Here is an 11,887-nt window from a genome sequence, read left to right on the forward strand (position 1 = left end):
CATGCCCAAGTTCGTCTTTCTCTGGACCGATATCGCGCTGTGGCTGATGGTGGCAGGCGCGCTGGCCTACGTCTGGCACGTGCGCCGCAGTCCCAACCTGCGCGCCACCTGGGCGCGTGTCGCGCGCGATACGCCCGCCATGTGTTCGGCCGTCATCCTGGTTGCCTTTTCGGTGGTCGGCCTGCTGGATTCCGTCCACTACCGTCCGCTGCTGCCGCCCGCACCGGGCGCCGCCGCCGACGCCCCGCCGGTCTATGCGCCCGCGGTGCGGTCCGCGCTGGACGGCCTGTTGGCCGGCACCGTGCTCACGCGCCCCGAAAAAACCTATTCCGAGCCGCTGGCCGCGCATCAGTTCACCAAAGAGACCATGCTGGTCGACGATAAGCCGGTGCGCGATTTTCCGCGGCTGCGCGGGGCGGCGCTGCACCTGACCGATCCCGAGAAAGAGCGCGGCGGCGATATCGCGATGCGGCTGGGGTGGGGACTGGCCGCGGGGCTGGCCGTTGCGTTGGCCGGCGCGGTCCTGCTGTTTGCCTGCCTGACGCGCGCCACCGGATCGGCGTCCCATGCCGCCGAGGAATTGCTGGCCGGCCGCGCCGACATTCCCTGGCGCGCCATGACGATCACCTTCGCCCTGTTGTGCCTGACGGTGGGGGCGCTGGCGGGGCTGTCTACCGGCTATCACGCGCTGGGCACCGACCGCATCGGCAACGACGTGCTGTGGCAGGCGCTGAAAAGCATCCGCACCGCGCTCGTCATCGGCAGCCTCACCACGCTGGCGATGCTGCCGCCGGCGATCATTTTTGGGATCGCGGCCGGGTACTTCAAGGGCAAGGTCGACGACGCCATCCAGTACCTGTACACCACCATCACCTCGATTCCCGGCGTGCTGCTGGTGGCCGCGTGCGCGCTGATGATGCAGGTGTACATCGACAACCATTCCGACCTGTTCGACACCTCGGCGGCACGCGCCGACCTGCGGCTGTTCCTGTTGTGCATGATCCTGGGGCTGACCGGCTGGGCGGGGCTGTGCCGCTTGCTGCGCGCCGAAACGCTCAAGCTGCGCGAACTGGAATACGTGCAGGCCGCGCGCGCCTTTGGCGTCTCGCACTGGCGCATCATGACGCGCCACCTGCTGCCCAACGTGGCGCACCTGGTGCTGATCACCGTGGTGCTGGAATTCTCGGGTCTGGTGCTTTACGAGGCCGTGCTGTCCTACCTGGGCATCGGCGTGGATCCCAGCATGAATTCGTTCGGCTCGATGATCGACGGCGCGCGGCTGGAAATGTCGCGCGATCCCATGATCTGGTGGAACCTCATGACCGCTTTCCTCTTCATGCTGGCGCTGGTGCTGGCCGCCAATCTGTTCGCGGACGCGGTGCGCGACGCCTTCGATCCGCGCACGCGGCGCTACAAGCCCAGCCGCCTGGCGCGCCTGGGCTTTCTTGGCCGCCGTCCGGAAGCCATGCTGGCCGCAGACGGCCGCGCCTCCAAGACCGGAGAGGCGCCATGAGCTACGACACTCCCTTGCTGACCGTAAACGGCCTGGACGTCGACGTCGCGGGCGAAAGCGGCATGACGCATGCGGTCAAGCGCCTGCAGCTGGCCATCTCCCAGCGCGAGACCTTCGCGCTGGTGGGCGAATCGGGCTGCGGCAAGAGCATGACGGCGCTTGCGCTGCTGCGGTTGCTGCCGGACGCCGGACGCATCGTGGGCGGGCAGATCGACCTGGACGGCGAAGACCTGAACCGCCTGCCGGAAAGCGCCATGCGCGGCGTGCGCGGCGGACGCATCGGCATCATCTTCCAGGAACCGTCCACCAGCCTGAACCCGGTCATGCGGGTGGGCGACCAGATCATCGAGACGCTGACCGCGCACACGCCGCTGCGCGGAGCCGCAGCGCGCGCGCGGGCCATCGACTGGCTGCGCCGGGTCGGCATTCCCGATCCCGACCGCCGCATCGACGACTATCCGTTCCAGTTTTCCGGTGGCCAGAAGCAGCGCGTCATGATCGCCATCGCGCTGGCGGCCGAGCCCGTGCTGCTGATCGCCGACGAGCCGACCACCGCGCTGGACGTGACGGTGCAGGCGCAGGTGCTGGACCTTTTGGCCAGCATCCAGCAGGAAATGGGCATGGCCGTCCTGCTGATCACGCACGACCTGGCCGTGGTCAAGAACGTGGCGCATCACGTCGCGTTGATGCGCAGCGGCGAGATCGTCGAAAGCGCCAGCGCCGAGGAATTCTTCCGCGCGCCGCGCCATCCGTATGCCAAGCAGCTCTTCGAAGCCATCCCCACCTTCGATAAGCGTGGCGTGCCGCTGACCGAACAGGGCCGCGCCGTGGCCGCGCAGCAGCGCCAGCAGGCCGGGCCGGATCGCACGGCAGGCGTGGTGCTGGATGTGCAGGATCTGAAAGTCCATTACCCGGTACGCAAGGGGCCGCTGCGCCGCATCGTGTCGTGGGTCAAGGCCGTGGACGGCGTGACCTTCACGCTGCGCGCGGGGGAAACGCTGGCGCTGCTGGGCGAATCCGGCTGCGGCAAGACCACCACCGGCAAGGCCTTGCTGCGGCTGATCGACGGCGCGCGCATCTCGGGCCGCGCGATGCTGCAAGGCCAGGACCTGCTGACCGCCGACCGCCGCCAGTTGCAGCGGCTGCGGCAGGACATTCAGATCGTGTTTCAGGACCCGTATGCATCGCTGGATCCGCGCATGCGTATCGGCGAGATCCTGGACGAGGGGCTGGCGTCGCTCAAGCGCGGCATGAGCCGGCAGGACCGCGAAAAGCACGCCGCGCAGCTCATCGAGCGCGTCGGGTTGCCCGCCAACACGCTGACGCGCTATCCGCATGAATTCTCGGGCGGACAGCGCCAGCGCATCGCCATTGCGCGCGCACTGGCGGTCGAACCCAAGGTGCTGATCTGCGACGAGCCCACGTCGGCGCTGGATGTATCGGTGCAGGCGCAGATTCTGGATCTGCTGCGCGAATTGCAGGCCGATCTGGGCATCGCGTATCTCTTCATCACCCACAACTTCGGCGTGGTCGAGTATCTGGCGGACCGCATCGCGGTCATGGACAAGGGCCGCATCGTCGAGCTGGGTCAGGCGGAATCGGTGTTGCTGGCGCCGCGCCAGGAGGTCACGCGCCGGCTGCTGGCCGCGGTGCCGCGTCTGCATTTCGGGCCGCCTGACGCGGATTGATCCGTCTAATGCCGCGTGAATGGGTTGAAGCCGGATCCGGCCGATGTGGCCGGATCCGGTTGAAGCGGCAGCAGGGTTTAGGCCCTGCCGCCGCCTACCCAGGCTGATGCGCGCTGCCCGCCTCCAGCCAGTCCAGCGTGTCTCGCTTCACGCCGCGGCCGCAACGCGTCAGGAACCCGTGCACGGCCTCCAGGTCCGCGGTGTCGTAGTTGCAGGACGTCATCGCGATGGTTTCGGCGATCCACTGCCGCTCCTGCGCGAGCACCCGGCACTGCGCCTCGACCGGCCGGATCACGATGATCCGGCGGTCAAGCGGGTGGCGGCCGCGTTCCACATAGCCGGCCGCTTCCAGCCGGTTGATGAGCGCGGTGGCGCCACCCGAACTGATGCCCATCAACCGCGCCAGATGCCCCGTGGGCAGGGCATCGAACGCCATGACCAGCTCCAGGGCCTTCAGGTCCGCCACCGTCGTGCCCAGCTTCTCGGCCAAGGCCGATTGGCAGGCGGTGTTGTAGGCGGCAAACTGCCGGCCGAGCAGCAGGCCGATCTCGTCCAGCATCCCGGACCGCCGGCTGCTCTTTGATGGCTCGACCATGCCGGTCATGGGCTCGTGGTGATGGTAGGTCTGTTGTTGCAGCATGATATGGTTTCCTGGCGATTAGGGGGATTACTTCTTGCCGGCCAAGCCGCCGAGCAACCCGCCGAGCAAGCCGCCGTTGGGCGCACCGCCCGTCGTGCCACCTGTCGTGGCGCCCGTCACCCCCACCAGCAGACCGCCGAGCAGGCCGCCGTTGGCTGCGCCACCCGTCGTTCCGCCCGATCCTCCCGAGCTGGCCGGCGCGCCGGTGGTGACACCTGCGCCCGCGCCAGCGCCCGCACCCGCCGCGACGTTCACGCCACCCAGCAGCCCGCCCAGCAGGCCGCCGCCGTTCGTGCCGGCCGAGGCGCCTGCACCAGCCGAGGCGCCCGCACCGGCGGTGGCGCCGGCGCCACCGGTCAGTCCGCCGGTCACCCCACCCAGCAGCCCGCCGCCCGCCGCGCCATTCAGGGCGCCCGTCACACCGCCCAGCAGTCCCGTCACGGGCGCCAGCAAGCCACCCGCGCCATTGGCGTCGCCGGTCACGCCGCCCAGGCCTCCCGTCAGCGACGCAACCGCGCCCGTGGCGTTGGCCAGCGTCGAGCCCAGCGGATTCGCGTTGCCCGGCGTGGCATGGACCAATCCGCCTGCACTGGCGACGGCCCCGCCCAGTCCTTGCAGCACGCCGTTCAAGCCGGGTGCAGCACCTGGCAACGAGCCGCCCAGATTCGTGACCGTGCCGCCCAGGCTGGTCAACAGGTTGGCGACCGGTGCGCCCAGCTTCGTCGTGTCGCCCACTTGCTGAGTCAGGCCCACGACGTTGGCGGCCAACGGGCTGGCGGTGGGGTCGAGCGCGCCGCCCACGCCTGCCAGTGTCGTCTGCAGGCCCAGCGGCAGCACGTTGTCGACGGTCTTGCCGACATTGCCCAGCGCGGGCTCGAGCAGCGGCGTGGTCGGGCCGTTGAGCACTCCGCCCGTCACGCCAGCCACGACCTGCGTAATCGGTTGCAGCAGACCGCCCTGGCCAGCCAGCGGGCCGGTCAGCGCGCCCACCGCGCCGGTGGCATTGCCCAGCACCGTCGTCAGGGGATTGGGATTGTTCGCGTCCGCATGCAGCAGGCCGCCCGTGCTGGCCACCGTCTTGCCCAGACCATCCACCAGCCCGCCCACGCCAACCGACAAGCCGCCGGGCAGGCCCGCGCCCTTGACGTCCGTGCCCAGGTCGCTGACCGCGCCTCCCACCTGCCTGACGATGCCGTCAAGGGGCTGGCCCAGGCCGGTCGTGGCGCCCACCTGCTGCGTCAGCCCGACCACGGTGTCCGCGACCGGCTTGATGGTGGGGTCCAGCGCCTTGCCCACGCCGCCAAGGGTCGAGTCCAGGTTCAGAGGCAGGGCGTTGTCGACTGCGCCGCCGGTGTTGCCCAGCGTCGTTTCAAGCACGCCGATGACGCGGGGCGGGTTGGTGCCGGGATCGGTGCCGCCACCGCCGGGATTGGTGCCGCCTCCCGGATTAGTGCCACCACCCGGGTTGGAGCCCCCGCCGGGGTTCGTACCGCCGCCCGGGTTGGTGCCTCCCCCGGGGTTCGTGCCCCCGCCGGGGTTCAAGCCGGGATCCAGGCCGCCTCCGCCGGGGTTGGTCGGGATATCGGTTCCTGGGAGACCTGCGGTTTTCTTCCCGCTGCCGCCGTTTCCTCCGCAGGCGCTCAGTGCGCCTACAAGCGCGGTGGCCAGGACGGTGGCGGAGAGGACGCGATGGAGGCGGCGCTTTTCGGAATGGATCTGCATGACGAACTCCTTTGGCTGGAAGATTCGGGTGTTGATACAACCCGGTACGCTTCCAGATGCACAAACCATGCCAAGATTTTTCAGAACCGACGCAAAACACCAGTTTCGATAATGCTGTACCTGAAAATTCCCTTTGTTATCAGGCCCATACCCAGGGCTTTAAGGGTTTTTCCCTGGTTCCTGATAATCGCTGTTTTGGGATGTCGGCGACCCTGCGATTGTTACGGAAAGCCGGTCATCGGCCGTAACGTTACGGCCGACGTTACGTCGGGCGTTACGTAACATCGGCGCCTTTCCCGCATTAAAAACGCCCGTCGAAACGGGCGTCTTTAAACCATTGGCACAACCGCGCAGGGCAGGGTTCGGCAGTTATAGCGCGTCCCAGAAGAGCGAATAATTGGCGTTGAAACGCACGTCACGGTCGTTATTGACAGTGGCCGACCCCACTGGCTTGGCCACGTTGAAGTCAAATAGATAATGCTTGTCGTCGGTGATCCGCACGCCCAGCGCTACGGATGACAGGTGCCGGTTGTTCAGCGTCTGCAGGTCCTTGTTGTTGTACCAGGTGCGCGCGTAGTCGACCAAGGCGTAGGGCTGTACGCTGGAAAGGTATGTCCAGCCCACGCCGAAGCGGCGATTGATTTCGGCCGACACGCCGACGCCTTTGTCCCCGCTTTGCTCACCCTGCGGATAACCCATGGCAAACCGCCAGCTGCCAAAGGAGATCTGCTCGGAAGAGGGCAGGATATTGCTGGAATACTGCCCCGCGCCGGAGAACACAAGTCCGAACTGGTGGGGCAGCGCGAATGTCTGCCGGGCGTTCAGGTTGTAGCGCGTGAAGTCCAGGTCCAGCCGTGGCGTCGCGGAATAACCGTAGTTGGTCGAGATATCCTTTTTTGCGCCTGCGGCGTCAAACCCCTTGGCGGCCGTCAACGTGACGTCCGTCGCTTTGGTTTCTGAAACCTGGATATAACGCATCTCGGCTGTCGCGGCGCGCACCTGCGCGTCTTGCTGCAGCCACCGGTCGGATTCGCGGGCTTCGTAACGGTCTTTGGAATTGGCGGCATATACCCCCAATGTCCCGGTCAGCGAACGCCGGTTGTTCAACAGGAACGGATAACTGACGCCGACGCCGATACGATCGTTTTTGACTCGCCGATCAAAACCCAGCAGCTCGATCGCGTCGTCCTGCGGGCGCGCATCATAGTAATAACCGTCAACCTTGACCGACAGGCCATCTGCGCCGATCGGCACCCGGATTTCGCCGGACACGTATTTGACGTCATCGGTATTGAACGGCACTGCCGCAGTGAGCTTCACTTGCTCGCCCAATGGCGTCAGGCTATTGGTCGTGACATTCACTACGGGTTGCATGCCGGTGCCCAGGTCCGCAATGTCGCCGCTCAGGTTGACGGGCTGGCGGCTGGCCGTCAGCGACAATTCGGTGGCGCCGTCTGCGCGGCGGGGCAGATCCAGGCTGGGCGTGAACCTGACGCCTGGCACGGTACGCATGAGGTTCAGCTGGCGCTCTAGCGTGACCTGGCTGAGCGGCCGTTCCGCGAGCATCGGCGCGGCCAGTGTTTCAAGGCGGTCCTGCGCATTGCCGATGTCGCCGTCGATCCGAACATTGGCGATATAGCCTTCGACCACCGTCACGACGACCAGGCCGTTTGCGAACGTCTGGTTCTGCACCAGCGCAAATGACAGGGGATAGCCCTTGTCGCGGTACAGCTGCGTGATCTTGTCCACCTGAGCGACCAGCTCACCCAGGCTGATTTCCTTGCCCGCCAGCGGGGCGAGTATTGCGGACACTTCCTCGAACGGAATGGCGCGCACCCCGGTGACGTCGAAGTTACGCGGCACGATCCGTTGCGCCAGCCGGGCCTGCAAGGCCAGTTGCTCCGGGGTGGCGGTCTGGACCACCGGCGGCGGCTGCCTTGCCGAGGGCGGACGTTCCAGCCTTGGCAGGGCGTCCACCGGATTGCCCCGTAACGGTCCCTCCGCGCGGGCGGGCGAGGCCGTTGCCATCATGCAAAACAGGGCCAGGGCCAACGGGCCGCCCTGAATGTTCACTCGTATGCCTTTTTTATCTTTCATTTCTGCTTGCTCATGTGAAGGCCGAGCCGACAAAGATCGCGTGTCGAGTGGAATAGGGGGTTGCGTCACCAGTAATGGAAAGTTTCGATTAAGGCCGTTTATATGGTGCCAGTATTGTCTGAACAATGACAATGGATTTCAAACTGCGGTTGTACGACGTGCAATATGCCTTCCGCGCTCAATTGTCCCGATGTCCCCATTAATTCGTTGGTTGAAAGATAGGCGAGATTGGGGTGTTTTTTATACGATTCCCTCGAAGTTGGGAGTATCCGTTACAACTGGCGTGTCGCAACATTGCGAAATTCAGTGAAAACCCTGATGCGTATGATTTGGCAATATATAAACTGAGGTCACGTATCAAAAATACGCAAAATGTGTGGACCCTCCCGGAGATTCATATGGCTGGGAATTACTGCGAGATGCACTGCAATTACCTGCCGGCCGCACATAACCGCTGCCGGTCACCACACAAGGAGCTTTCATGAGCCCGGGCGACATCGTCCCGCTCTCCTTCGATAGCGGCCTGGTGGCGCTGTCGTTCCTGATCGCGGCCCTGGGCTCGTACGTCGCCCTGCTGGCGGCGGCGGGCATCCGCGCCGAAACGCAGGACGGCGAGATCCGCCTCGGCTATGTGGTCATCGGCGCGGTGGCGATGGGCGGCGTGGGCATCTGGAGCATGCATTTCATCGGCATGCTGGCGCAGAACCTGCCGTTTGAAGTCGGTTATCAGATGGGGCTGACCCTACTCAGCTTTCTGGTGGCCGCCGGGTTTTCCGGTTGGGCCTTCTGGTATGTCGGACGCGAGCGATTCACTTTTATCCGGTGCCTGATCGGCGGGTGCGCCGCAGGCTTCGGCGTCGCGTCCATGCATTATGTCGGTATGAGTGCCGCGCGCATGCCGGCGGTTCTGCTCTGGAATCTTCCCCTGGTGGTCTTGTCGGTGCTGATTGCCGTCATTGCGGCCACCGCCGCACTCTGGCTTGCATTCAATACGCAGAATGAACGCCAGCGTATCGGCGCCGCCATATTGATGGCCGTCGCGGTATGCGGCATGCATTACACGGGCGCGGCCGCCGGCGCGGTTATCTGCACCGCCGCCAATGACGCCGCCGGCGGGTATATCGGGGGCGCCATGCTGCCGTATATCGCATTCGCCTTGTCCATCATTACCTTGCTGCTCATGCGCTGGCATTTGCAGCGGGCTTCCCAACGCTTTCGCGCGCGCATGGCGCAGCGTATCGACTCGATCATTGAATCGGCGCCTGCTGAGGCGCCGCACAGATCTCCCGGCGCCTCACCTGGGCCGGGTTAGCAGGTCCCTGGGTCCCCGTCGCGGCAGTGCAGTGGCGTGCGGGCGGTTCAGGATTTGAAGGGGCTGGTTCTGTTCACGCAACAACGGCCTCGGTCGTCAATCGATGCTCATGGAGCTTGTTATGAAAGCAACACTTGCGCAGTTCTGGAATGACGAAGACGGCATCACCGCCCTGGAGTACGGGCTGATCGCAGGCATGGTGGCGGTGGCCCTCATTGTGGCGGTGGGCGCCTTTACCGGTTCCTTGAAAGGCATGTTCGAGGACCTTGGCACCAAGCTGGACAACGCCAAGGCAGGTACCGGCACCACGCCGCCGGCTGGCGGCGCCGGCTGAGGCGCAAGCGGAATCGCGCTGCGGTGGTCGGGCCACCGCAGCGCGACGCCGCAACCCGGCCTCGTTTGGTTGATGGGGGCTGCGTCCGCCATGGCGCGCCTGTCGTGTTACCGGATTTTTGGAAGGTCTAGCCTTGTATCCAGGGGTGCTGCTGTGGTGGCTGTTGTTCACATGCTGGATTCTGGCGCTGATCCATGGCGATCTGCGTCATCGCCGCGTCCCCAACCGGCTGATCGTCGTGGGATTCGCGGCCCAATTGCTTTGGCTGCTGGCGGCCTTGCTGGCGCCCGGCTGGGCCTATCCGCCGCGATGGAGCGGATGGCTGCCGACGCTGGCCGGATTTCTGGCGGCGGCGCTTTTCCTGCCGCTGTGGCGCTGGCGTCTGATGGGGGCCGGCGATATCAAGGCCATCGCCGTGCTCGGATTGCTGCTGGGCTTTGCGCCGCTGATGGTCACTCTGGTGCTGGCCAGCGTGCTGGCCGGTCTGCACAGCTTGCTGTATCTGGCCGTGTCGGGCGTCTGGGCACTGAGCAACCGCGCGCGCCAGATTCCCTATGCCGCATATCTGGGCCTGGCCGCCTTCAGCGCGGCGCTTATTCCGTGGAATTCGCCCTGGTATTCGTGGTGTTCTTCCTGGTGTTCTACGGGATCCTGACGTATTCCCTGGTGGTCGCCGCGCAGCATTCCGTGACGCTCGCCGCGCAGGACGGCGCGCGCAAGATCCTGCAGTGGCAGCCGGGCACCGCGTCGCTCTCGGCGCGGGCGGAAGCGGGACGAGAATCGGCGCTGTCGCAGGCGGCGTGGATCAGCGCCATGTCCGCCGGACCCGTGCAGGTTGCGGTCTGCGGCAGTGCGGGCGCCCTGACCAGCGCGGCCGGCGGCGCGTGCAGCGGCTTGCCGCTGGCGCAGGATCAGGTCGAAGTCAACGTGTCGTACGCGTACGGCGCCCATCCGCTCCTGCCGGCCGTGCCATTTTTGAACACGGCGCTGATGCCGGCTTCTAGCGTGCTGAGCGCCCGTGCCACGGTGCATCTGGGCGACGCCCTGGGCGGGGGTAGCTGACATGCGCGCGACGCCGAGAACCCTCAACGGCATCAAGACACGCGCGCGCCAGCGCGGCATCGCGGCGCTGGAGTTTTCGCTGACGCTCACGGTGCTGCTGCTCTTCATCTGCGGCGTGGTCGGATTCGGTGCGCTGTTCTGGATGCAGCAGCAATTGGCCGCCGCCGCCGCAGACGGCGCGCGCGCCGCCGTCCATGCGCGGTTTAGCGGCCAGTCCGACGTGCCGGCCATCGCCTGCGTGGCGGCAATGCGAACGTTTTCCGCCGGATCGGCGGTGCTGTGCAGTGCTACGCGCGCGCCGTGCGCGTGGAGCGGCGCAGGCGGGGCGCAGGCCGACTGCGCCACCGTCGCCATGACCTACAACACGCAGACCTGGCCGCTGCTGGAGACCGTGCGTGGCCTGGTCACCGCCTTGCCGGGCGCAAACCGCAACTGGATTCCAAGCAGGCTGCATTCGCAGGCTGTCGTGCAGATATCGCAGGGGACGCCATGAGCAGTCTGAGCAAGATCGTCGCGGGATTGTTGCTGGTGGCGGGCGTCGCGCTTGCGTTCGTGGCCTGGCGTCTGGCGTCGGCGCCGCCGCGCCCGGCAGCCACCGTGGCGCCGGCGCCGGTGGCTGTTGCGCCGGCAGAGCCGGTCAAGCTGTATCCGGTGGTTGTGGCGCGCGAGGCGATCCCGGCCGGTTCACGCATCGACAGCGCACGCATGCTGACGGTGGTGCAGTGGCAGGCTGCGTTGTCCGGCGGCTTTGCCGACGTCGCGCCGCTGGATGGCGCGGTGACAAGGGCGGACATTGCCGTGGGCGATCCGATCGTGCCCAGCCTGCTGACGCAGGGGCTGGCGCGCCAGCTCAAGGCGGGCGAGCGCGCCGTCGCCATCGCGGTGGACGAGGTTGTCGGCGGGGGCAACCGCATTGTCCCGGGCGACATGGTGGACGTGTTCTTCATGATCGAGAAAAGCCCCGAAGTCGCCTCGGGCCAGGCGCGCCTGTTGCAGTCGCAGGTGCGCGTGCTGGCCTATGGCCAGGCCACGGTGGAAGGACCGGACGAGAAGCCTGCCTTGCAGCAAGGCGGTCCTGGCCAGCCGGCGCGCACCGCGGTGCTGGCGGTGCCGGTGGATCGCGTGAACGAATTGATGCTGGCCAGCCGCGCGGGCCGTCTGCAGCTGGCCCTGCGGCCGGTGGGCGACGACAGCATGCCGGATGTGGCCCTGTTCGCCCCGCGCGGCACGGTGTTGCCGGTGCGGGCGGATCTGACGCCCGCGCAGCGCGAGTCGCTGCTGACGGGCCCGAACCGCGCCTTCGCGGGCGAAAGTTTGGTACAGCTCGATGGCAGCACGGCCGCCGCTCTGGCGCCCGCCGCGCGTGGTTCCGCAGCCCGGCCGGCAGTCCGGCCCCAAGGGACCGGCGGCGGCCGGACGGTGGAAATCATTCGAGGAGACAAATCCGAGCACGTGCGCTACTGAACGGGGCGGCGGGCGCACCAGGCGCGGCCCGCAGCCGAAGAATCCCATCATCAGA

General features: G+C 66.5%; 11 protein-coding genes. 8 read left to right on the top strand and 3 right to left on the bottom strand.

The features are described from left to right. Position 1: 1 nt before the first annotated feature. Positions 2-1,513 (top strand): ABC transporter permease, encoded by a 1,512-nt coding sequence (locus tag MHZ91_RS07965; RefSeq protein ID WP_175126144.1) that lies wholly within the window; start codon positions 2-4, stop codon positions 1,511-1,513. Then, positions 1,510-3,201 (top strand): ABC transporter ATP-binding protein, encoded by a 1,692-nt coding sequence (locus MHZ91_RS07970; protein WP_175126143.1) that lies wholly within the window; start codon positions 1,510-1,512, stop codon positions 3,199-3,201. The genes MHZ91_RS07965 and MHZ91_RS07970 overlap by 4 nt, the downstream gene beginning before the upstream one ends. A 94-nt stretch (positions 3,202-3,295) precedes the next feature. Here the strand turns inward: MHZ91_RS07970 and MHZ91_RS07975 are convergent, their stop codons facing one another. From MHZ91_RS07975 to MHZ91_RS07985, 3 genes are all read right to left on the bottom strand, one after another. After that, positions 3,296-3,841 carry a MarR family winged helix-turn-helix transcriptional regulator gene (locus MHZ91_RS07975; protein ID WP_175126142.1) on the bottom strand — a complete coding sequence of 182 codons (546 nt, stop codon included), beginning with the start codon at positions 3,839-3,841 and terminating at the stop codon, positions 3,296-3,298. Positions 3,842-3,868: 27 nt separating this feature from the next. Beyond that, positions 3,869-5,563 carry a collagen-like triple helix repeat-containing protein gene (locus tag MHZ91_RS07980; RefSeq protein ID WP_239213189.1) on the bottom strand — a complete coding sequence of 565 codons (1,695 nt, stop codon included), beginning with the start codon at positions 5,561-5,563 and terminating at the stop codon, positions 3,869-3,871. 369 nt (positions 5,564-5,932) lie between these two features. Then, positions 5,933-7,594, bottom strand: coding sequence for a ShlB/FhaC/HecB family hemolysin secretion/activation protein (locus MHZ91_RS07985; protein WP_239213296.1), 1,662 nt, complete (start codon positions 7,592-7,594; stop codon positions 5,933-5,935). A gap of 547 nt (positions 7,595-8,141) precedes the next feature. On the opposite strand from MHZ91_RS07985, the gene MHZ91_RS07990 reads away from it, so the two are divergent. The 6 genes from MHZ91_RS07990 (at position 8,142) to cpaB (ending at position 11,832) form a co-directional block, all read left to right on the top strand. Beyond that, entirely contained in the window at positions 8,142-8,972 is an 831-nt protein-coding gene (locus tag MHZ91_RS07990) for an MHYT domain-containing protein (RefSeq protein WP_239213191.1), read from the top strand. Between the two features lie 121 nt (positions 8,973-9,093). Next, positions 9,094-9,306: a Flp family type IVb pilin gene (locus MHZ91_RS07995; protein ID WP_056563247.1), complete on the top strand. Its 213-nt coding sequence runs from the start codon at positions 9,094-9,096 to the stop codon at positions 9,304-9,306. 133 nt (positions 9,307-9,439) lie between these two features. Beyond that, positions 9,440-9,961 (top strand): prepilin peptidase, encoded by a 522-nt coding sequence (locus MHZ91_RS08000; protein WP_239213193.1) that lies wholly within the window; start codon positions 9,440-9,442, stop codon positions 9,959-9,961. Beyond that, positions 9,907-10,368 (top strand): TadE/TadG family type IV pilus assembly protein, encoded by a 462-nt coding sequence (locus tag MHZ91_RS08005; RefSeq protein WP_175123681.1) that lies wholly within the window; start codon positions 9,907-9,909, stop codon positions 10,366-10,368. Before MHZ91_RS08000 ends, MHZ91_RS08005 begins: the two co-directional genes overlap by 55 nt. Before the next feature lies 1 nt (position 10,369). Further along, positions 10,370-10,861 carry a TadE family protein gene (locus MHZ91_RS08010; protein WP_239213195.1) on the top strand — a complete coding sequence of 164 codons (492 nt, stop codon included), beginning with the start codon at positions 10,370-10,372 and terminating at the stop codon, positions 10,859-10,861. Then, entirely contained in the window at positions 10,858-11,832 is a 975-nt protein-coding gene (gene cpaB, locus MHZ91_RS08015; protein WP_239213197.1) for a Flp pilus assembly protein CpaB, read from the top strand. The genes MHZ91_RS08010 and cpaB overlap by 4 nt, the downstream gene beginning before the upstream one ends. The last annotated feature ends 55 nt before the right edge of the window (positions 11,833-11,887 follow it).

The organism is Achromobacter sp. ACRQX, assembly GCF_022346505.1.
Lineage (GTDB): Bacteria > Pseudomonadota > Gammaproteobacteria > Burkholderiales > Burkholderiaceae_B > Achromobacter > Achromobacter animicus.

Bases quoted from the DNA above. Each gene is read 5' to 3' on its own strand.
- MHZ91_RS07985 (WP_239213296.1), bottom strand. From the start codon at position 7,594: ATGATGGCAACGGCCTCGCCCGCCCGCGCGGAGGGACCGTTACGGGGC.
- MHZ91_RS07990 (WP_239213191.1), top strand. From the start codon at position 8,142: ATGAGCCCGGGCGACATCGTCCCGCTCTCCTTCGATAGCGGCCTGGTG.
- MHZ91_RS08010 (WP_239213195.1), top strand. From the start codon at position 10,370: ATGCGCGCGACGCCGAGAACCCTCAACGGCATCAAGACACGCGCGCGC.
- cpaB (WP_239213197.1), top strand. From the start codon at position 10,858: ATGAGCAGTCTGAGCAAGATCGTCGCGGGATTGTTGCTGGTGGCGGGC.
- MHZ91_RS07970 (WP_175126143.1), top strand. From the start codon at position 1,510: ATGAGCTACGACACTCCCTTGCTGACCGTAAACGGCCTGGACGTCGAC.
- MHZ91_RS07995 (WP_056563247.1), top strand. From the start codon at position 9,094: ATGAAAGCAACACTTGCGCAGTTCTGGAATGACGAAGACGGCATCACC.
- MHZ91_RS07965 (WP_175126144.1), top strand. From the start codon at position 2: ATGCCCAAGTTCGTCTTTCTCTGGACCGATATCGCGCTGTGGCTGATG.
- MHZ91_RS07975 (WP_175126142.1), bottom strand. From the start codon at position 3,841: ATGCTGCAACAACAGACCTACCATCACCACGAGCCCATGACCGGCATG.
- MHZ91_RS07980 (WP_239213189.1), bottom strand. From the start codon at position 5,563: ATGCAGATCCATTCCGAAAAGCGCCGCCTCCATCGCGTCCTCTCCGCC.